20 protein-coding genes are annotated in these 20,886 nt (G+C 42.9%); all 20 read left to right on the forward strand.

The window, feature by feature from the left end:
- The first annotated feature begins 87 nt into the window (after positions 1-87).
- The 20 genes from smc (at position 88) to hslU (ending at position 20,871) form a co-directional block, all read left to right on the forward strand.
- Complete coding sequence (smc, locus tag VK097_RS05160) at positions 88-3,654, forward strand: chromosome segregation protein SMC (protein WP_324210739.1); 3,567 nt, start codon at positions 88-90, stop codon at positions 3,652-3,654.
- Between the two features lie 15 nt (positions 3,655-3,669).
- Positions 3,670-4,671, forward strand: coding sequence for a signal recognition particle-docking protein FtsY (gene ftsY, locus VK097_RS05165; RefSeq protein WP_324210740.1), 1,002 nt, complete (start codon positions 3,670-3,672; stop codon positions 4,669-4,671).
- A 70-nt stretch (positions 4,672-4,741) separates the two neighbouring features.
- Positions 4,742-5,059: a putative DNA-binding protein gene (locus VK097_RS05170; protein WP_324210741.1), complete on the forward strand. Its 318-nt coding sequence runs from the start codon at positions 4,742-4,744 to the stop codon at positions 5,057-5,059.
- A gap of 12 nt (positions 5,060-5,071) precedes the next feature.
- Positions 5,072-6,415, forward strand: coding sequence for a signal recognition particle protein (gene ffh / locus VK097_RS05175; RefSeq protein WP_324210742.1), 1,344 nt, complete (start codon positions 5,072-5,074; stop codon positions 6,413-6,415).
- Positions 6,416-6,757: 342 nt separating this feature from the next.
- A complete protein-coding gene (gene rpsP / locus VK097_RS05180) occupies positions 6,758-7,024 on the forward strand; it encodes a 30S ribosomal protein S16 (protein WP_324210743.1) in 267 nt (88 codons plus the stop codon).
- A 21-nt stretch (positions 7,025-7,045) separates the two neighbouring features.
- Positions 7,046-7,273 (forward strand): KH domain-containing protein, encoded by a 228-nt coding sequence (locus VK097_RS05185; protein ID WP_324210744.1) that lies wholly within the window; start codon positions 7,046-7,048, stop codon positions 7,271-7,273.
- Between the two features lie 83 nt (positions 7,274-7,356).
- Positions 7,357-7,746, forward strand: a complete 390-nt coding sequence (locus tag VK097_RS05190; protein WP_324210745.1) for a YlqD family protein — start codon at positions 7,357-7,359, stop codon at positions 7,744-7,746.
- A gap of 23 nt (positions 7,747-7,769) precedes the next feature.
- Complete coding sequence (rimM, locus tag VK097_RS05195) at positions 7,770-8,273, forward strand: ribosome maturation factor RimM (RefSeq protein ID WP_414672158.1); 504 nt, start codon at positions 7,770-7,772, stop codon at positions 8,271-8,273.
- Positions 8,273-8,971 (forward strand): tRNA (guanosine(37)-N1)-methyltransferase TrmD, encoded by a 699-nt coding sequence (trmD, locus tag VK097_RS05200; protein WP_324210747.1) that lies wholly within the window; start codon positions 8,273-8,275, stop codon positions 8,969-8,971. The genes rimM and trmD overlap by 1 nt, the downstream gene beginning before the upstream one ends.
- Before the next feature lie 125 nt (positions 8,972-9,096).
- Positions 9,097-9,441: a 50S ribosomal protein L19 gene (gene rplS, locus VK097_RS05205; protein WP_324210748.1), complete on the forward strand. Its 345-nt coding sequence runs from the start codon at positions 9,097-9,099 to the stop codon at positions 9,439-9,441.
- A gap of 150 nt (positions 9,442-9,591) precedes the next feature.
- Positions 9,592-10,152: a signal peptidase I gene (lepB, locus tag VK097_RS05210; protein ID WP_324210749.1), complete on the forward strand. Its 561-nt coding sequence runs from the start codon at positions 9,592-9,594 to the stop codon at positions 10,150-10,152.
- An 11-nt stretch (positions 10,153-10,163) separates the two neighbouring features.
- Positions 10,164-11,018, forward strand: a complete 855-nt coding sequence (gene ylqF / locus VK097_RS05215; protein WP_324210750.1) for a ribosome biogenesis GTPase YlqF — start codon at positions 10,164-10,166, stop codon at positions 11,016-11,018.
- Between the two features lie 309 nt (positions 11,019-11,327).
- Entirely contained in the window at positions 11,328-12,113 is a 786-nt protein-coding gene (gene rnhB / locus VK097_RS05220) for a ribonuclease HII (RefSeq protein WP_414672159.1), read from the forward strand.
- A gap of 107 nt (positions 12,114-12,220) precedes the next feature.
- Positions 12,221-13,381: an ADP-forming succinate--CoA ligase subunit beta gene (gene sucC, locus VK097_RS05225; RefSeq protein ID WP_324210751.1), complete on the forward strand. Its 1,161-nt coding sequence runs from the start codon at positions 12,221-12,223 to the stop codon at positions 13,379-13,381.
- 210 nt (positions 13,382-13,591) lie between these two features.
- Positions 13,592-14,494, forward strand: coding sequence for a succinate--CoA ligase subunit alpha (gene sucD / locus VK097_RS05230; RefSeq protein ID WP_324210752.1), 903 nt, complete (start codon positions 13,592-13,594; stop codon positions 14,492-14,494).
- A gap of 220 nt (positions 14,495-14,714) precedes the next feature.
- A complete protein-coding gene (dprA, locus tag VK097_RS05235) occupies positions 14,715-15,467 on the forward strand; it encodes a DNA-processing protein DprA (RefSeq protein ID WP_324210753.1) in 753 nt (250 codons plus the stop codon).
- A 96-nt stretch (positions 15,468-15,563) separates the two neighbouring features.
- Positions 15,564-17,642, forward strand: coding sequence for a type I DNA topoisomerase (gene topA / locus VK097_RS05240; RefSeq protein WP_324210754.1), 2,079 nt, complete (start codon positions 15,564-15,566; stop codon positions 17,640-17,642).
- A 337-nt stretch (positions 17,643-17,979) separates the two neighbouring features.
- Positions 17,980-18,888 carry a tyrosine recombinase XerC gene (xerC, locus tag VK097_RS05245; RefSeq protein ID WP_324210755.1) on the forward strand — a complete coding sequence of 303 codons (909 nt, stop codon included), beginning with the start codon at positions 17,980-17,982 and terminating at the stop codon, positions 18,886-18,888.
- A 24-nt stretch (positions 18,889-18,912) separates the two neighbouring features.
- Positions 18,913-19,458, forward strand: a complete 546-nt coding sequence (hslV, locus tag VK097_RS05250; RefSeq protein WP_324210756.1) for an ATP-dependent protease subunit HslV — start codon at positions 18,913-18,915, stop codon at positions 19,456-19,458.
- A gap of 18 nt (positions 19,459-19,476) precedes the next feature.
- Positions 19,477-20,871 (forward strand): ATP-dependent protease ATPase subunit HslU, encoded by a 1,395-nt coding sequence (hslU, locus tag VK097_RS05255; RefSeq protein ID WP_324210757.1) that lies wholly within the window; start codon positions 19,477-19,479, stop codon positions 20,869-20,871.
- The last annotated feature ends 15 nt before the right edge of the window (positions 20,872-20,886 follow it).

Raw genomic sequence — 20,886 nt, forward strand, 5'->3', positions numbered from 1 at the left:
TCTTTATGATAAAATAAATGCGTTAAAATGCCAACCAGGCTGGATACATATTTTGCGGAACCCCTGAGAATAACTAGGAGAATGTTTATGTATTTGAAACGTTTGGAAAGTGTGGGCTTCAAGTCTTTTGCCGAACGGATAAGTGTTGAGTTTGTTCCGGGTGTGACTTCAGTAGTGGGTCCGAACGGCAGCGGAAAAAGCAATATTACCGATGCGATCAGGTGGGTGCTGGGCGAACAGTCAGCACGTTCTTTGCGCGGCTTAAAGATGGAGGACATCATTTTTCAGGGCAGTGATACAAGGCGGGCTCTCAATGTTGCCGAAGTAACGCTCGTACTGGAGAACAGTGACAAGGAACTTCCGATTGATTATGAGGAAGTGAGTGTCACCAGACGTGTTTATCGCTCGGGTGAAAGTGAGTTTTATATTAATAAACAGTCCTGCCGATTAAAAGACATCGTTGACTTATTTATGGACTCGGGACTTGGACGTGAAGCATTCTCGATTATTAGTCAGGGAAAGGTTGAAGAAATACTCAGTTCCAAAGCGGACGAGCGCCGGACCATCTTTGAGGAAGCTGCAGGCGTATTAAAGTATAAGCAGCGCAAGAAAAAATCCGAGTATAAATTAGCTGAAACCCAAGAAAATTTAAATCGTGTGGAAGATATTATCCATGAAATCGAACAGCAAATTGAGCCGCTTGAAGCGCAGGCTGAAACGGCACAGACTTATCTGGATAAAAAAGAAGAATTGAAACAGCACGAGATTTCCCTGCTGATTACGGAAATTGAGCAACTGCATGGCGAGTGGCAGGCATTGCTTGATGAGCTGGAAAAAGAAAAAGCGGATGAATTAAACCAGAAAACAGCCATCCAATCAAAAGAAGCCAGGCTTGAAGAAGAACGGCAGAAACTTCAGGAGCTTGATGACGAAATTGAGCAGCTGCAGACGAATCTGCTTTCAACAACCGAACAGCTTGAGAAATTTGAAGGTAAAAAACAGGTGTTTAATGAACGGACAAAGCATTTTTTCGAAAATAAAGAGAAACTGGAAGCACAGAAAAAAGAAACGACTGAACGCATTGAAATGCTCGAATACGAACTCGGTCAGGAAAATGAAAGGCTCGCTTCACAGCAAAAGAGCCGTGATGAAACGAAAGACCAGGTAATCCAGCTGGAAACCCAACTGACGTCCGAGAGAGAAAACATAACCGGGCAAATTGAGGAACTGAAATCGGATTACATTGAGTATTTGAATGAACAGGCAGCCAAGCGGAATGAAAGACAATCCATTCAGCAGCAGGTGCAACAAATTAACGGCAAGAAAGAAAAACAGGCGAAAAAATTTGAGGATTTGCTGAAGGAGCGGGAGGAACTAAGCACGAAATCGAAAAAACTGAAATCGGATTATGCTGAACAGGAAAGGCTATATCATTCAACATTGCAGACTGTCCAAATAATGAAAGACGACCTGGCGAAAAAGCGTCAAGCCTTTCAGGAAGCACAAACTAAACTGTATCAGGGCTATCAATATATTGAAAAGCTTAAGTCCAAAAAAGAAATGCTTGAAGATATGAAAGAAGATTTCCAAGGCTTTTTCTATGGCGTTAAAGCTGTTCTCAAAGCCCGGGAAAGCAAGAAACTTGATGGTGTTCATGGAGCGGTCATCGAGCTGATTGATGTCCCGAAACCATACATCACCGCGATTGAAACAGTGCTGGGCGGTCAGGCGCAGCATGTTGTTGTAAATGATGACCAGGCAGCACGCCGGGCAATTAGCTGGCTGAAGAAAACCAATAGTGGGCGAGCCTCTTTTTTGCCCCTCAACTCAATTCAGGCGCGATTTGTGCCAAAAAATATGCTGGCAAAAGCGGAAGGTCACCCTGGGTTTGTCGGAGTGGCCGGTGATCTCGTTTCGGCAATATCCGAATTTCAGAAAGCGGTCAACCATTTAATGGGACATGTTTTGTTAGCCAAAACATTGAAAGACGCCAATGAAATCGCAGGACTTCTCAATCGGAAGCATCGGGTCGTTACAATAGAAGGTGATGTGGTCAACCCAGGCGGTTCCATGTCCGGAGGAGCTCAGAAAAAATCGAAGCAGTCATTGTTTACAAGAGAAAAAGATTTGCAGGAAGTGAACGATAAACTTACCAGCTTCCAGCAGAAAGCATACACCTTTGAACAACAAGTGGACCAACAAAAGCGGCAAATCAGCCAGCTTGAGCATAATCTTGCATCAGAGGAGGAGGCAGCCACTAATGAACAGGAGAAACTGCAAGAAAGTCGGGCCTCCTTTAAAGAAGCAGAAATGAAACTTACAACGCTGAATGATAACCTGCAATTATATGATCAGGATAAACAGCAATTTGAGCAGGACACAAGCGAGTTATATACACGTGACGGGCAGCTTGCAAAAGAACTTAACGTTATTTCTGAACAACTCGAATCAACCCAGCATCAAATTGATAAGCTGTCCAAGCAGGAAGAGACATTCCAGGAAAATCAGGAGCAGCTGAAAGAAGATTATCAGAAGGTACAAGTAACTCTGGCTGAACAGGAAGAACGCCTGAAGAACCAGCGTGAAAAAACCAACAGCCTGAAAACGCAGCTGAGTGATTATGAAGAGCAGTATGAGATTATTGTCAATGATCTGAATGAGCTTCTGGATATGCAAAATTCACAGGAAACAGAAGAAGAGATTGAAGCCAATATATCTGCAGCTAAAGCGAACAAAGAAGTAATTACTGAGAAAATCCAAAAAATGCGTGCCAATCGTTCTGAACGCTCACAACTTTTGCAGGACCAGGACCGTGAACTGAAAGAAGAAAACAAAAATCACCAGACATTTAAAGAAATGATTCAGGAAAAAGAAGTTAAAACAAACCGTCTCGATGTCGAACTGGAAAATCGGCTGTCCAAACTTCAGGCTGAATATACAATCACATTTGAAAAAGCTAAACAGGATTACGATAAGACAGATAATATCCGGGAAACCCAGACATTGGTGGCGCAAATCAAGCAGTCCATTGACCAGCTGGGAACGGTCAATTTGGGTGCGATCGATGAATATGATCGCATTTCCGACCGGTATGATTTTTTATCCGATCAACAAAACGACCTGATTGAGGCAAAACAGACGCTGCACTCGATTATCGCGGAAATGGATGAAGTGATGGAAAAGCGCTTTGGTGATACATTCGGTCAGATAAAAGATGAATTTTCCGTTGTCTTCAGGCAATTATTTGGCGGCGGGGAGGCAGAGCTGCAATTGACCGATCCGAAAAATCTGCTTAATACCGGTGTGGAAATCATTGCACAGCCGCCAGGTAAAAAATTGCAGCACCTCGGACTCCTTTCAGGCGGTGAACGGGCTTTGACCGCCATTGCATTGCTATTTGCAATCTTGCGTGTCCGCCCTGTGCCGTTCTGTGTGCTGGACGAGGTTGAAGCTGCCCTGGATGAGGCGAATGTCATTCGGTTCGCCAAGTATTTAAAAACGTTTAGTAAAAATACGCAATTCATTGTTATAACCCACAGGAAGGGTACCATGGAAGAGTCGGACATTCTTTACGGTGTTACGATGGAGGAGTCCGGAGTATCACGTCTCGTCTCGGTCCGGCTGGAAGAAACTGAAGCGCTTATGAACGCATAAGGAGGTATTCGTTTAATGGGATTCATGGATAAGCTGAAAAATAAATTTAAACAGAACGAAGAAGAAACAGAAGACGTTTCCAAAAAATATAAACAAGGCATGGAAAAGACCCGTCATTCGTTTTCCGGGAAGCTGAACGACTTGATTGCCCGCTACCGCAACGTGGATGAAGAATTTTTTGAAGAACTTGAAGAAGTTCTGATTGGAGCAGATGTTGGGGTCAATACGGTGATGGGTCTTGTTGATGAACTGAAAATGGAAGTGAAGCGGCAAAACATTAAAGATACGAATGAAATGAAGAACGTTATTTCCGAAAAGCTGGTGGAGATTTATTACGGTGATGATGACGAGGAAGTTGAGAAACTGAATATACAGGAAGACGGTCTTTCTGTCATACTCGTTGTCGGTGTAAACGGTGTCGGCAAGACAACTTCGATCGGAAAGCTGGCCCATCAATTAAAACAGGAAGGCAAGAACGTTATGCTGGCTGCAGGCGATACCTTCCGTGCCGGTGCGATTGAACAGCTGGATGTTTGGGGGGAGCGAGCTGGTGTCGATGTTATCAAACAGGGTGAAGGCAGTGATCCGGCTGCGGTAATATTCGATGGCATCAATGCAGCAAAATCGCGCAATGCTGATGTGCTGATCTGTGATACTGCCGGTCGTCTGCAAAACAAGGTCAATTTAATGAACGAACTTGCCAAAGTCAAAAGAGTGATCGAAAGAGAAGTACCTGATGCACCGCACGACATATTGCTTGTTCTGGACGCGACGACCGGTCAAAATGCATTGAGCCAGGCAAAAACTTTTTCCGATGCAACTGATGTATCAGGTATTGTACTGACTAAACTGGACGGAACGGCAAAAGGTGGTATTGTACTGGCGATTCGTAATGAACTGCAGATACCGGTTAAATTTGCCGGTCTGGGTGAAAAAATCGAGGATTTGCAGGAGTTTGATGCACATGCATTTGTCTACGGATTATTCGCGGATCTGCTTGAAGATGAGGCTGAATGATGATAAACTTTTGTAAAGGAATTTCACTTAACAACAGAAAGAAGTCATATCTGATCAAGGGGTGGATGAATTGATTGAAAAAACAACACGAATCAATTACTTATTCGATTTTTATCAGCCGCTGCTGACCCCGAAACAACAGAATTATATGGATATGTACTATCGAGAGGATTACTCGCTTGGTGAAATTTCCGATTTGCTGCAGGTTTCACGGCAGGCTGTTTATGATAATATCAGAAGAACCGAAACAATGCTCGAATCGTATGAAGATAAACTTGGGTTATATGATAAATTCCAAAAACGTGCCGAAATTTTGGACAAGATGGGTAGTATAGCAGAAAATAGTGAAATGCAGGCATTTATCCATCAACTACAAGAATTAGAGTAGGGGGACCCTTCTATGGCATTTGAAGGATTGGCCGACCGATTACAGAGTACGATGAAAAAAATCACCGGCAAAGGAAAGGTTTCCGAGCAGGATGTTAAGGAAATGACACGTGAAGTCCGTCTTGCTTTGCTTGAAGCCGATGTTAATTTCAAAGTTGTCAAAGATCTGATCAAACGGATTAAAGAACGTGCTGTCGGGCAGGAAGTAATGGAAAGCTTAACTCCCGGGCAGCAGGTGATTAAAGTTGTTAAAGAGGAATTAACCGAGCTGATGGGCGGCCAAGAGAGCAAGATAGCCGTCAGTGACCGCCCGCCGACCGTGATTATGATGGCGGGTCTGCAGGGTGCCGGTAAAACAACGACAAGCGGCAAGCTGGCCAATCATTTGCGAAAAAAACACAATCGCAAACCGCTCTTAGTAGCCGCCGACGTCTACCGACCGGCAGCGGTCGATCAGCTCGAAACAGTCGGCCAGCAGCTTGGCATGCCTGTGTTCTCCAAAGGAACAGACGCCAGTCCTGTTGATATTGCAAAAGAGGCACTTGAACAGGCAAAAGAAGAGAATAATGATTACGTCATAATTGATACGGCTGGCCGGCTTCATGTTGATGAAGATCTGATGGGCGAATTGGAGCAAATAAAAGCTGCTGTTAACCCGGATGAAATCTTTCTTGTGGTAGATGCCATGACCGGTCAGGATGCTGTGAATGTGGCGGAAAGTTTCAATGAACAGCTGGAACTATCGGGTGTTGTCCTGACAAAACTTGACGGTGACACGCGCGGAGGTGCAGCACTTTCCATCAAAGCGGTTACCGGCAAACCAATTAAGTTCGCCGGTATGGGTGAAAAGCTTGATCAGCTTGAGCCATTTCGCCCGGAAGGCATGGCATCGCGGATCCTGGGTATGGGTGACGTTCTAAGCCTTATTGACAAAGCGGAAACAAACGTCAATGAGAAACAGGCGAAAGAACTTGAAGAAAAAATGCGCACGATGTCATTCACGTTCGATGATTTTCTGGAACAAATGGGTCAGGTTAAGAAAATGGGGCCATTGGAAGATGTTATGAATATGATTCCAGGTGCCAATAAAATGAAAGGCCTGAAAAATGCACAAATTGACGAGAAACAACTGGTCTATGTGGAAGCTATTATCCAATCGATGACGAAGGACGAGAGGCAGGATCCGAGCTTAATGAATGCAAGCCGTAAGAAACGGATTGCCAAAGGTTCCGGAACTTCCGTTTCACAAGTGAACAGGCTCTTGAAACAATTCAACGAAATGAAGAAAATGATGAAACAAATGACCAACATGCAAAAAGGCAAAAAAGGCAAAGGTATGAACTTGCCGTTTATGTAGGCTTTTAGTGGTTTTTTCAAAAAGTCTGGTAACAATGACACATCGGTGTTTCTAGTTGGCTTGTTTCTCCGCGGCTCATGTATCTAAAGGCATACATTCCGCTCCTTGGAAAAGAAAAGCACTTTCCTGCGTGCGATGTGAATTCAGGGGAGCTTTTCTTGTGCTCGAAACTGCGCCGCCTCGAACTTCTCGGTCCTTGTTATCCTCCTTTTTGAACATGCCCTTTTATAAAAAGAATTGTTGATCAAAAATTATACGTTCTGTAATGTAAAAACACTTTACAGACCCTGATCTATCTGTTAGAATCTAAAATTGTGAAACAAAGACATTGGAGGTGACATCATGGCAGTTAAAATTCGTATGAAACGCATGGGAGCTAAGCGTAATCCATTTTACCGTATTGTCGTAGCCGATTCCCGTTCACCAAGGGACGGACGTTTTATTGAACAGATTGGAACGTACAACCCTGTTGTTAATCCGATTGAAGTTAAAATCGATGAGGATAAAGCACTGGATTGGATGACAAACGGTGCCCAGCCCAGTGATACAGTCCGCAATCTTTTCTCAAAACAAGGCATCATGAAAAAATTTCACGAACAGAAAAACTAATTGTAAAGTAGTGTGATAATCATGAAAGCCCTGATTGAAACAATTGTAGCACCACTTGTGGATTACCCTGACGACATCGTTGTGACGGTAACAGAGGAAGATTCAAAAATTGTTTACCACCTGACCGTCAACGAAAACGATGTCGGCAAGGTAATCGGAAAAAACGGACGAATTGCCAAGGCGATCCGTACCGTTGTTTATGCTTCCAAAACGGAAACAAACAAACGGATTTATTTAGATATTATGTAAAGGGAGAGGTCACACCTTTCCCTTTTTACAAATAATCAGTATTTATCTCTATACCGAGAACGTTTAGAGAGCGGGGAACCAGTATGCAAATAATCAAAAAGGTCCTTATTAAGCAAATTGTCACTGAGAAAAGCAAAGAAAAGTTACGGAACAGTTTTAATGATCATAAAATGCGGCTTGAACAAGAGTGTCAACAATTAAGGTTTGAACAGCGGAAACTGGAGAACAAACGAAGCATGTCAAAGCAGGAGCTGTCCCAGCGATTTCAACAGGAAATCAAAAATCGTAAAGAAAAAATTAAACTGGTCGATTTTAAAATCGAACAACTGGACATCCTTGAAAACGGCAGTGAAATTACGGAAAAAGAAGTTGAAGCTCTTGTTGAGGTCAACGAAGGTTCGCATTGGGATAAAATTATGGAAGAGTCGGCAATTGTTATAGAAGACGATGTGGTAGTCCGAATTGATGAATAGCAGGTGATGATGACTTGGCGGATATGTTTAATGTAGGCAAAATCGTGAATACACACGGTATAAAAGGTGAGGTTAAAGTACAGCGTATAACGGACTTTGAAGACCGGTTCGAGAATGGGAACCAGCTGATACTGGAGAAGGAAAAAGGTCAAACGCTGGAATTGGAAGTAGATGGTCATCGGATTCATAAGGGCTTTGATCTTATTCACTTTAAAGGCTATGACAATATTAATGATGTCGAGCATTTTCAAGGACTTTACTTAAAAATCCTTGAAAATCAGCTGACTGATCTTGAAGAGAATGAATTTTACTATCATGAAATTATCGGATGTGCCGTCTACCTGATAAGCGGTGAAAAACTTGGGACTGTCAAAGAAATACTCGCCCCTGGTGCAAATGATGTATGGGTCACTGAACGTGAAGGGGGAAAAGACGTACTTGTCCCATATATTGAAGATGTCGTAAAGGAAGTAGACGTTTCTGCCCGAAAAGTTGTGATCGAACCGATGGAAGGATTGCTTGACTGATGCATATCGATGTTTTGACGCTTTTTCCGGAGATGATTTCAGGTGTTTTTGATGCTTCAATTTTAAAAAAGGCTCAGAAAAAAGGAAAATTCAGTTCCAACCTGGTGAATTTCCGTGATTATTCCAAAAATAAGCACATGAAAGTGGATGATTACCCGTACGGCGGCGGAGCAGGCATGGTCCTGACCCCGCAGCCGGTTTTTGACGCGGTAGAAGCTGTCAAACGAGGGAAACAAACAAAACCTCGGGTGATTTTAATGTGTCCGCAAGGGGAACCGTATAATCAGCAGAAAGCAGAAGAGCTGGTAAAAGAAGATCATCTTGTTTTCATTTGCGGCCATTATGAAGGCTATGACGAACGAATCAGAGAACATCTTGTGACCGATGAAATTTCAATCGGGGATTATGTCCTGACTGGTGGCGAGCTTGCCGCTGCGGTTGTGATTGACAGTGTTGTGCGGCTGCTTCCGGATGTGCTTGGGAATGAAGAATCCGCACCCGAGGACTCATTTTCCACAGGGCTGCTTGAACATCCGCACTATACCCGTCCGGCTGATTTTCGCGGCATGAAAGTTCCGGATGTATTACTGTCAGGCGATCATGCAAAAATTGCTGAATGGCGCAGAAAAGAGTCCCTCAAGCGAACTTATGAGCGACGGCAGGATTTAATAGATGAACAAGATCTTTCCAGATGGTGAAAAATAATGTTGAACTCACTGTTTTAGTATGGTATATTTATCATTGCGCTTAAGTAGCGCGTATAAACGATGTTCCGCTGTCCCGTAGTGAGATAAGAGCATTGGTTTGGAAGGAGTGAAGCAGGATGCAAAATATCATTGAAGAAGTGACAAAAGATCAACTTCGTACGGATCATCCTGATTTCCGCGCGGGTGACACTGTAAAAGTTCACGTTAAAGTTGTTGAAGGAACCCGTGAACGTATTCAGGTATTCGAAGGTGTTGTCATCAAACGTCAAGGCGGCGGAATCAGTGAGACATTTACAGTAAGAAAAATTTCTTATGGTGTTGGTGTTGAGCGTACATTACCGTTGCATTCACCACGAATTGCGAAAATCGAAGTTTCCCGCCGTGGAATTGTTCGCCGTGCGAAACTATACTATCTTCGTAATCTGCGCGGAAAAGCAGCACGTATTAAAGAACGTCGCTAATCCGCCAATTAAAACAGTTATTGGAAAGGGGCTTGTCACATTCATGCAAGCTCCTTTTTACTTTCTAAATTTACAGGAAAGCATGATATAATAATATTATAATGAATAAATAGATAATATACACACATTGATGCAGGCGGTGTCGGACAAATGGAGAAGTTAAAAAGTGAATGGTTTGACTGGGTAAAGGCTTTGCTAATCGCATTTGGATTGTTTTTCGTCATCAGGACATTCTTTTTTGCTCCGATCGTTGTCGATGGACCATCGATGATGCCAACATTGCAGGACGGAGATCAAATGATTGTCAATAAATTCATCTATCAGATACAGGAGCCGGAGCGGTTTGATATAGTCGTGTTTCATGCCTCAGACCGGAAAGATTTCATAAAACGGATTGTTGGTCTGCCTGGTGAACATGTGGCAGTAGAAGATGATGAATTATACGTTGATGGTGAAAAAATTGGTGAGGACTTTTTACAGGAGCGAAAAGAAAAAATGCCGTCCTACCAGCCGTTAACAGGTGACTTCCAACTGGAAGACCTTCCGGGCGGATACGAAGAAATTCCCGAAGATCATGTGCTTGTTCTGGGTGATAACCGGAATAACTCGACCGACAGTCGTATACTTGGGTTGGTTTCGATGGATCAGATCGTCGGAAAAACGAGTCTGATTTACTGGCCGCTTGACCGGATTCAGATTTTGCATGATTAGGATGATGTAACATGACGATACAATGGTTTCCAGGCCATATGGCAAAAGCAAAGCGTGAAGTGGAAGAAAAGTTGAAATTGGTTGATTTTGTTATGGAACTCGTGGATGCACGCACTCCTATGTCGTCACAAAATCCAATGCTTCAGAATGTCTTGCAGCAAAAGCCAAAAATGATTGTCATGATGAAAAAAGATCTTGCAGATAGCAAGATGACAGCAAAATGGCTGACGTATTTTAAAGATCGCGGTATATCAGCTATTGCAATTGACGTCAAGGATAATGCCGATATTAAACGTGTTGTTCAGTCAGCTAAAGAGTTTGGGCAGGCAATGACGGAAAAGCTTAAAGCAAAAGGTATTAATCCGCGACCTCCTCGTGCCATGATAATCGGTATCCCGAATGTCGGCAAATCAACATTAATCAATCGTCTTGCCAATAAAAAAATTGCTCAAATCGGCGACAAACCGGGTGTGACGAATAAACAGCAGTGGATAAAGGTTAAAAATGAGTTTGAACTGCTTGATACTCCGGGGATTCTATGGCCAAAATTTGAAGATGAACGGGTTGGTTACCGTCTGGCAGCAATTGGTACGATAAAAGATCAGTTATTACCAATGGACGATGTTGTTGCATTTGTTATTCAATATTTGCAGGATTATTATCCGGAGCAGCTGGAAGAAAGGTATGGAATTGATCGTGACATGGAGGACATGTGGGAGATTTTCGTTTCAATCGGGAAGCAGCGCGGAGCACTGGAAAGCGGCGGAAATGTCAATTTTGATAAAGTGGCTGATTTGTTTATCCGTGATCTGCGGATAGGAAAACTGGGCAATTTAACACTAGAAACACCCCCGGACATTGAGTAAATGCCCGAGGGTGATTTTTAAAAGCAGAATTCAAAAGGAAGCTTTTTTGTGATGATGACCTGCTTTAGGCAACATGAGTCTGTTAGGCTGTCAGTCAGCTAATTGCCCGAATTTCGTTTTCCATTTTTTTACTGTTCAGTTCCATTCCCTTCAACTTTTCTTTCTCACTCGCGTTTTCAATCGCTGCATATATCATTTAACATTGTTTTATGGAATCATGATTATACGAATGAGCAGGAAAGCAGGTTTAAATCATTTACTTTCACTGCGTATATTGTACAATATTGAATGAATCGATTACTTTACAGAATGCAGGTGATCCATTTGGAACAGCAATCGATAACAGTATTGAAGCAGTTATTTGAAGCCGATAAGCTGGATGAAACATACATAAATGAGCTGAAATCAGACGAGCGAAAAGGTGTACAGAAGCTGATTGAGCGCTATGAACGAAAAAAATTGAATGAAAAAGCACTGGAGAAAAATTTTCTTCGTATGTCACAATATGAACAAAATAGTTATGCCAGGGGCTGTCAGTATGTAGCCGGGATGGATGAAGCCGGCCGCGGGCCACTGGCAGGTCCAGTCGTTGCGGCTGCAGTTATACTGCCCCGGGGTTTTAAGCTGCTGGGGCTGAATGATTCCAAACAGTTGAATGAAGCGACACGCGAGAAATATTTTGCAATCATTAAAAATGAGGCTGTGAGCTATGGCATTTCCATTATAGACAATCACAAAATTGACCAGGTCAATATTTATGAAGCTACGAAACTGGCAATGTATGACGCTTTCAAACAGCTTAATCCGGCACCGGATCATGTATTGATTGACGCTGTGGCACTCAATCGGCTTTCTTGTTCGTCAGAAGCGATTACCAAAGGCGACCAGCAAAGCATATCTGTTGCCGCTGCCAGCGTGTTGGCAAAAGTGACCCGCGATGGTTTCATGAAAGATTTGGATCAGGAATACCCGGGGTACGGTTTTGCATCCAATATGGGCTATGGAACAAAACAGCATGCGGTGATGCTAGCAGAACACGGCGCTACGCCATATCATCGAAAATCATTTGCACCGGTCCGCAGCGCTATTAGATAACTGGCAGCAGCAATCCGTCAAAATCTGCCATAAACCGCTAATTCTTGTGAAATTCATAGTTTTTTTATACAATAGGATTGCAGTGAAATTTGATGGGAGGATGAAAGATGAACATTCATGAGTATCAAGGCAAAGATATTTTGCGCGAATCCGGCGTAAATGTTCCGAACGGACATGTTGCATATACGGTTGATGAAGCAGTTGAAGCCGCCAAAAAGCTGGATAGCGATGTATTCGTTGTAAAAGCACAAATTCATGCCGGCGGAAGAGGAAATGCCGGCGGTGTCAAAATTGCTAAAAACCTCGATGATGTTCGTACATATGCAGACGAACTACTGGGCAAAACCCTTGTAACGCATCAGACTGGGTCCGAAGGCAAGGAAGTGAAACGTTTGCTGATTGAAGAAGGCTGTGATATTCAAAACGAATATTATGTCGGCCTCGTGCTTGATCGTGCCACTTCCCGTGTCGTTATGATGGCGTCAGAAGAAGGCGGTACGGAAATTGAAGAAGTAGCTGCCGAAACACCGGAAAAGATCTTTAAAGAAGTTGTCGATCCAGTAGTCGGACTTTCTGGTTATCAGGCTCGCAGACTGGCATTTAATATTAATATTCCGGATGAATTGATTGGCAGCGCAGCCAAATTCATGATTGGTCTGTATAATGTATTTGTCGAAAAAGATTGTTCTATTGCTGAAATTAATCCGCTTGTTACAACAGGCGACGGACAAGTGATGGCACTTGACTCCAAACTCAATTTTGATGATAATGCAATGTTCCGCCAAAAAGATGTAATGGAACTGCGTGATTTAGAGGAAGAAGATGAAAAAGAAATCGAAGCCTCCAAATATGATTTAAGTTATGTTGCGCTTGACGGCAATATAGGCTGCATGGTTAATGGCGCAGGACTAGCCATGTCAACAATGGATATTATCAAATACTACGGCGGTGAGCCTGCAAACTTCCTTGATGTCGGCGGCGGTGCAACGACAGAAAAGGTAACCGAAGCATTTAAAATCATTTTGTCCGATTCACATGTTAAAGGTATTTTCGTAAACATTTTCGGCGGCATTATGAAGTGTGATGTCATTGCTGAAGGTGTTGTGGAAGCAACAAAACAAGTAGGTCTGGAAATTCCGCTTGTTGTGCGCCTTGAAGGTACGAATGTTGATCTCGGCAAGAAAATTCTTGATGACTCAGGCTTGAACATTACCTCAGCTGAATCAATGGCTGATGGCGCAAACAAAATCGTTTCCGCGGTTAAATAAATTTAGCTGTTTTCCAGAAGATTGTTGTTTTTGAAGAAAAATCCAGCATATGTTTCCGCATAAGCAGTCCGTATAAACAGGGGTCTCTGGGTACTGGAGTATCACCAGCTGTCCCCCGGAATACAAACTGCGGGCAGAAAACATCATTTAATGTGAAAACTGCCATAATTTTTGAAAGCGAACAGATAATCAAAGAAAGGACGGACGAAAATGAGCATATATGTTAATAAAGATACAAAAGTGATTGTCCAGGGAATCACCGGTGGTACAGCCAAGTTCCATACTAAGCAAATGCTTGAATATGGCACTAAAATCGTTGGCGGTGTCACACCGAAAAAAGCCGGTACCGAAGTGGAAGGGGTGCCTGTATTCAACACAGTACAGGATGCCGTTGACGAAACCGGAGCAAATGCATCTGTTGTCTATGTACCTGCACCGGCAGCAGCTGATGCTATTCTGGAAGCGGTAGACGCCGAGTTGGATCTGGTTATCTGCATTACAGAGCATATTCCGGTCATGGATATGGTGAAGGTAAAACGAGCCATGGAAGGCAAGAAAACACGGCTTGTAGGTCCAAACTGCCCTGGGGTTATTACAGCTGATGAAAGCAAGATCGGCATTATGCCGGGGTATATTCATAAAAAAGGGCATATCGGCGTTGTTTCCCGTTCAGGTACATTAACATACGAGGCAGTGCATCAGCTGTCTGAGGCCGGTTATGGTCAGACGACTGCTGTCGGAATTGGCGGTGACCCGGTAAATGGAACAGATTTTATCGATACCTTGAAAGCTTTCAATGAAGACCCGGAAACAGAAGCCGTTGTTATGATCGGTGAAATTGGTGGTACGGCTGAAGAAGAAGCAGCAGAGTGGATTAAAGCCAATATGGATAAACCTGTTGTCGGCTTCATCGGCGGAGCGACAGCACCTCCTGGAAAACGGATGGGACATGCCGGTGCCATCATTTCAGGTGGTAAAGGAACAGCTGAGGAAAAAATCCGCGTCATGAACGAATGCGGCGTTCAAACAGCTGACACACCGGCAGATATTGGTGAAACAATGATTAACGTCTTGAAAGAAAACGGTTTGCAGGAAAAATGCAAAACACACTGATTATAATAATCATGGAACCCAAAGATAACGCATCTTTGGGTTCCAATCTATAATATAAGGGCGTGGTTAATTGGAAAAGGTTCGCAAACGCTTAATCCACATTTATCGATGTCGCGGTGTTTCTCGTCGAACGATCAGGAAATTTGCCCATTATGACCCTACATTGAAAAGCATCTACAAATTATCTGCTTCTGAAATCACTCAGTTTTTTTCTCTCCCTTTGAAAAAAGCCTCTTTATTCCATTCGGACCTCCGGAGTAGAGCATTAGTTTCCCAAATCAAACATGACCTTCATTCGTTCAGGGTAATAACAGCAGTTGACGATTGTTATCCTTTTGTGTTAAAAACTATTAAAGATGCGCCGCTGGTATTATATGCCATTGGCAATACAGAATTAATGAATCAAAATCCGATTCTTAGTGTCATAGGCACACGCCGGCCATCAAGCGATGCTAAAGCCAAAATGCAAAAATATGTGCTGCCTCTGGTTCGGGATAACTGGACGATTGTCAGCGGCATGGCTGCAGGAATTGACAGTTACGCCCATCAGCTGGCCGTTGAGAATGAGGGCAAAACAATAGCTGTGATGGGCAGCGGTTTAAATCATATTTATCCAAAACAAAACACAAAGCTTTTCAAACAGATTGCTGCTAAAGGGTTATTGCTTTCAGAATATCCCCCGGATACCCCGCCCGAACGCTTTCATTTTCCCGAACGCAATCGGATTATCAGCGGTTTAAGTTTTGGTACATTTGTTATTGAAGCAACGAAAAAAAGCGGTACATTAATTACGGTTGATCAGGCTCTGGACCAGGGGAGAGAAGTATATGCGCTTCCGGGATCCCCCTTGACGCCGCATACGGAAGGGTGTCATGCAATGATTCAGGATGGTGCAAAGCTCGTCCAGAGCCCGGATGATATTCGGGAAGATTGGGTAAGAATCGAACCAAATTGGGGTCATATGAACCAATAGAAATTCATAACATATTTGACAAACACAGAGTAACTATTTAATATTAGTGAAGATTTTTCAATTCAACTTATGGATGCAAATCTGGGAGGAAACGAAATGTCTGACTACCTCGTGATCGTGGAATCGCCAGCAAAAGCGAAGACGATCGAACGATATTTAGGTAAAAAATATAAAGTAAAAGCCTCAATGGGTCATGTCCGTGATTTGCCAAAAAGCCAAACGGGTGTTGATCCGGATGACTCATTCAAGCCAAAATATATTACAGTCCGCGGTAAAGGCGATGTTCTGAAAGAATTAAGGTCGGCTGCAAAAAAAGCCAAGAAAGTTTATCTTGCAGCAGACCCTGACAGGGAAGGAGAAGCGATTGCCTGGCATTTGGCCTACGCTTTAAATGTCGACGAAAACTCAAATTGCCGGGTTGTTTTCAATGAAATAACAAAAGATGCTATCAAAGAATCATTCAAACACCCGCGTTCCATTGACGGTGATCTGGTCGATGCGCAACAAGCCAGACGTATCCTCGATCGCCTTGTCGGGTATAAAATCAGTCCGCTATTATGGAAGAAAGTCAAAAAAGGCCTGAGTGCCGGCAGGGTTCAATCAGTGGCCGTAAAGTTGATTATTGACCGCGAAAAAGAAATTAAGAATTTCAAGCCGGAAGAATACTGGTCCATTGATGCCCTTTTTCAAAAAGACAGCGAAATGTTTGAAGGGGCTTTCTATGGAATCGATGGCAAGAAACAGAGCTTGAAATCTGAAGCGGATGTAAAAACAGTTACTGAGAAACTGGAAGGAAAAAAATTCTCGGTTGATAAAGTAAACAAACGTGAGCGTAAACGCAATCCTGCAAAACCATTTACAACGTCATCTCTGCAGCAGGAAGCGGCACGCAAACTTAATTTCCGTGCCAAGAAAACCATGATGGTTGCACAGCAGTTGTACGAAGGAATTGACTTGGGCAAAAAAGCCGGCGGTATTACCGGTTTGATCACGTATATGCGAACCGATTCAACCAGAATTTCAGAAACCGCCAAACAGGAGGCTAAAAGCTATATTGACGAAAATTATGGCAAAAGTTATAAAGCCTATGCTAAAAGTACTGCGAAAAAAGAAGGCGCTCAGGATGCTCACGAAGCAGTTCGTCCAACGTCGGTAATGCGCGATCCGAAAACCCTGAAAAATTCGTTGTCGCGGGATCAGTACCGTCTTTATAAGCTTATCTGGGAAAGGTTTCTCGCAAGCCAGATGGCACCGGCTATCATGGATACGATGACCGTCCATCTGCTGAATAACGGAATTGAGTTTCGTGCCACAGGATCCAAAGTGAAATTTAAAGGGTTCATGAAAGTGTATGTAGAAGGCACAGATGACAAGAAAAAAGATGAAAATAAATATCTGCCTGATTTGTCTGAAGGTATGGAAGTGAATGCCAAAGAGATTACACCGAACCAGCACTTCACCCAGCCACCGCCAAGATATACCGAGGCGAGACTGGTGCGCACGATGGAAGAGCAAGGGATTGGACGGCCTTCCACGTACGCGCCTACCCTCGATACGGTTCAGCGCCGCGGATATGTTCAGCTGGACAACAAACGGTTTGTTCCAACTGAGCTTGGGGAAATTATAAACGATATTTTGAAAGAATTTTTCCCGAAAATCATTGATATTGATTTCACCGCCAAGATGGAAGAAGATCTGGATTCCATTGAAGAGGGGAAAACAGAATGGATCAAGGTGCTGGATGACTTTTACAGCGGTTTTAGAGAGCGCCTGGAAAAAGCGGAACAGGAAATGGAAAAAATCGAAATCCGTGATGAACCGGCGGGTATCACATGTGAGAACTGCGGGCATGAAATGGTCTATAAAATGGGCAGGTACGGCAAATTCCTGGCCTGTTCCAATTTTCCTGAGTGCCGTAACACCAAACCGATTTTAAAGAAAATCGGTGTGACATGTCCTAAATGTAAACAAGGTGACGTGGTGGAGCGAAAATCGAAAAAGAATCGGAAGTTTTACGGATGTGACCGCTATCCTGAATGTGATTTCGTCTCCTGGGATAAACCGATTTCAAGGCCATGTCCGAAATGTGATTCAGTACTGGTGGAAAAGAAAACAAAAAAGGAAACGCGCGTGCAATGCACCAATTGTGACTATAAAGAAACTGCAGAAAATTAACTGCCTGCTGATGTCAGGCAGTTTTCTTTTGGTAAATTTGGGGAATTTGGTAATACGAAGTGAAGTTGGCTTATCACATTTTGTTCATAGAAATGAAAGTTTTTTGATAATTCTATTCTTAATGATTGACTATTTAAAATCAAACATATATAATTACGCATTGGAAAGATGATTTACTTGACAGTATAGCAAATATTTAAAGCAGAGCCTGTTTAATTTAACTAGGGGTTTTAGCAGGAATGTGTCTGTTTCAGAATTTTATTATAATTTTGTCAAGTTTATTGCATTCAGACAATTTGTGTGGTATGATTTATTCGCTGTTAAGCGGGGTGTAAACTTGGATAACTTTACCGAGTTCAGTAGAGCATTTAGGGAGTATTTACAAATTGAAAAGAATGCTTCACCATTTACCATTAAATATTATATGGAAGATTTAAAAAGTTTTTTTGCTTTTTTGGATGAAGAAGCGGTCAGCCGCCTTGAGGATGTTGATCACCAGCTGATTCGCATATACCTTACAAGGCTGCACGACAAAAAATTGGGACGAAGATCTGTGTCCCGAAAAATGTCCAGCCTGAAAAGTCTTTATCGCTATCTCGAGCGTCATAATCATGTGGAAGATAACCCGTTCATTTATGTGAGTATTCCGAAGGCCGAAAAGCCTATTCCGGGATTTTTATATACGGAGGAATTGGAAAAACTGTTTGAAGTGAACGATTTAACTGATCCTCTGGGGCAGCGCAACCAGGCATTGATTGAAACGCTTTATGCAACTGGTATACGCGTCAGTGAATGCCAGGGAATGAAGCTTTCGGATATTGATTTTACCATCGGTACGATGTTCATTAAAGGCAAAGGCAACAAAGAGCGGTATATGCCTTTTGGCCGTTTTGCTGAAATTGCCTTGGAAACTTACCTGAATGATGGGAGAGAAACCTTGCTGAAAAAGGCAGGATCTGCCACGGACGCTGTCTTTCTGAATGCGAGAGGAGGTCCGCTGACTGCCAGAGGAATCAGCACAATTTTGGATAAAATGGTTGAAAAAGCCGCTATGACTGTTCATGTACACCCGCATAAATTACGTCATACATTCGCTACCCATCTGTTGAATGAGGGAGCTGACCTCCGCACGGTACAGGAGTTACTTGGACATGAAAATTTATCATCAACGCAAATTTATACACACGTAACCAAGGATCGTCTGCGCCATGTATACATGAATAGTCATCCGAGAGCAAAAGAATAATCTTCTTAGGAAGAGGTGATGAATGTGGCGGCTGAAATGCATGCGACTACAATTTTTGCTGTTCAGCATAACGGTCAGTGTGCAATGAGTGGTGACGGTCAAGTCACACTGGGCAATGGAGTTGTTATGAAACATAAAGCGCAAAAGGTCCGTTCGCTTTATAAGGGTCAGGTTCTTGCGGGTTTTGCAGGTTCTGTAGCTGATGCATTTACATTATTTGAAAAGTTTGAAGAAAAATTGGAAGCTTTTGATGGCAACCTTGCCAGAGCTGCAGTGGAATTGGCAAAAGAATGGCGGAGTGATAAAGTCCTTCGCAGACTGGAAGCTATGCTTATTGTCATGAACAAGGAAAAAATGTTTCTTGTATCAGGAACCGGTGAGGTCATTGAGCCTGATGATGGTATTCTTGCGATTGGTTCAGGCGGTAACTACGCATTGAGTGCCGGCAGGTCATTAGTCAGACATGCCAACAGTCTGTCAGCAAAGGACATTGCTCAGGCAGCCCTTGAGATAGCCGGTGAAATATGTATCTACACAAATGACTACATTACACTGGAGGTACTTGATTAATAAGGAGGCCTTTGTTGAATGGGTATGGATTATACTCCAAAGCAAATTGTGGAGCAGCTTGATCAGTATATAGTAGGCCAGTCTGAAGCTAAAAAATCAGTTTCCGTGGCATTGAGAAACCGATACCGTCGGATGAAACTTGACGAGAAAATCAAAGATGAGATTGTACCCAAAAATATTTTAATGATTGGTCCTACCGGTGTCGGTAAAACTGAGATTGCACGACGGTTGGCAAATATGGTCAGTGCACCTTTTGTAAAAGTTGAAGCGACCAAATTTACTGAAGTCGGATACGTTGGCCGTGATGTTGAATCAATGGTGCGTGACCTGGTTGAAATGTCTTTGCGCATGGTCAAGGAAGAGAAAATGAGTGAAGTAAAAGACCGTGCTGAAAAAGAGGCCGATAAAAAACTTGTCGAACTGCTTGTGCCACAGGCAAAAAAACAAAACAATATGAAAAATCCATTTGAAATGTTGTTTTCGGCACAGGAAGATGATGACGACTCTGAGGAAGCACCTAAAGACGATGAAATCAGAAACAAGCGGAAACGGGTTGAACATCAGCTGGCATTAGGGGAATTAGAGGACCAAACCGTAACAGTTGAAATCGAGGAATTCCCACCCTCGATGTTTGATATGCTTCAGGGTTCAGGAATGGAACAAATGGGAATGAACATGCAGGATGCTCTTGGCCAGTTCATGCCGAAAAAGAAAAAGAAGCGAAAGCTTCCTGTATCAGAGGCGAGAAAAGTATTAACAACCCAGGAAGCTCAAAAGCTTGTTGATATGGATGAAGCAGCACAGGAAGCGATCACCCGCGCCGAACAGTCCGGAATGTTATTTATCGATGAAATTGATAAAGTCACCGGGGAACAGAGCGGCGCTTCAGCAAATGTATCACGTGAAGGTGTACAGAGGGACATTCTGCCGATAGTTGAGGGATCAACAGTCGTTACAAAGCATGGCCCTGTCAAAACTGACCATATGCTGTTTATTGCAGCAGGTGCATTTCATACGGCAAAGCCATCCGATTTGATACCGGAGCTTCAGGGAAGGTTCCCAATCCGTGTGGAACTGGAAAAGTTGGTTGTTGAAGATTTTAAACGGATTTTAATGGAGCCATCCAATGCCTTGTTGAAACAATATTCAGCATTATTAAAAACAGAAGGTATAAACGTTGCATTTACAGACCAAGCTGTAAATAGATTGGCAGAAATTGCCTTTCAGGTTAATCAGGAAACGGATAATATTGGTGCAAGAAGACTTCATACGATACTTGAAAAGTTACTAGAAGACTTATCGTTTGAAGCTCCTGATATTAATATGGAGACGATTGAGATCACGGAAGACTATGTCGACAAAAAATTAAGCAATATCATTAAAAATAAAGATTTAAGTCAATTTATTCTTTAAATGAATGAAATGGAG

Source organism: Lentibacillus sp., from assembly GCF_035301675.1.
Taxonomy (GTDB): domain Bacteria; phylum Bacillota; class Bacilli; order Bacillales; family Amphibacillaceae; genus Lentibacillus.

Excerpts from the sequence above, each read along its gene's own strand:
- sucD (WP_324210752.1), top strand. The coding sequence starts at position 13,592 with ATGAGCATATATGTTAATAAAGATACAAAAGTGATTGTCCAGGGAATC.
- ffh (WP_324210742.1), top strand. The coding sequence starts at position 5,072 with ATGGCATTTGAAGGATTGGCCGACCGATTACAGAGTACGATGAAAAAA.
- VK097_RS05190 (WP_324210745.1), top strand. The coding sequence starts at position 7,357 with ATGCAAATAATCAAAAAGGTCCTTATTAAGCAAATTGTCACTGAGAAA.
- topA (WP_324210754.1), top strand. The coding sequence starts at position 15,564 with ATGTCTGACTACCTCGTGATCGTGGAATCGCCAGCAAAAGCGAAGACG.
- smc (WP_324210739.1), top strand. The coding sequence starts at position 88 with ATGTATTTGAAACGTTTGGAAAGTGTGGGCTTCAAGTCTTTTGCCGAA.
- trmD (WP_324210747.1), top strand. The coding sequence starts at position 8,273 with ATGCATATCGATGTTTTGACGCTTTTTCCGGAGATGATTTCAGGTGTT.
- VK097_RS05185 (WP_324210744.1), top strand. The coding sequence starts at position 7,046 with ATGAAAGCCCTGATTGAAACAATTGTAGCACCACTTGTGGATTACCCT.
- rpsP (WP_324210743.1), top strand. The coding sequence starts at position 6,758 with ATGGCAGTTAAAATTCGTATGAAACGCATGGGAGCTAAGCGTAATCCA.
- sucC (WP_324210751.1), top strand. The coding sequence starts at position 12,221 with ATGAACATTCATGAGTATCAAGGCAAAGATATTTTGCGCGAATCCGGC.
- hslU (WP_324210757.1), top strand. The coding sequence starts at position 19,477 with ATGGGTATGGATTATACTCCAAAGCAAATTGTGGAGCAGCTTGATCAG.
- rplS (WP_324210748.1), top strand. The coding sequence starts at position 9,097 with ATGCAAAATATCATTGAAGAAGTGACAAAAGATCAACTTCGTACGGAT.
- ftsY (WP_324210740.1), top strand. The coding sequence starts at position 3,670 with ATGGGATTCATGGATAAGCTGAAAAATAAATTTAAACAGAACGAAGAA.
- ylqF (WP_324210750.1), top strand. The coding sequence starts at position 10,164 with ATGACGATACAATGGTTTCCAGGCCATATGGCAAAAGCAAAGCGTGAA.
- lepB (WP_324210749.1), top strand. The coding sequence starts at position 9,592 with ATGGAGAAGTTAAAAAGTGAATGGTTTGACTGGGTAAAGGCTTTGCTA.
- rnhB (WP_414672159.1), top strand. The coding sequence starts at position 11,328 with ATGCAGGTGATCCATTTGGAACAGCAATCGATAACAGTATTGAAGCAG.
- rimM (WP_414672158.1), top strand. The coding sequence starts at position 7,770 with ATGTTTAATGTAGGCAAAATCGTGAATACACACGGTATAAAAGGTGAG.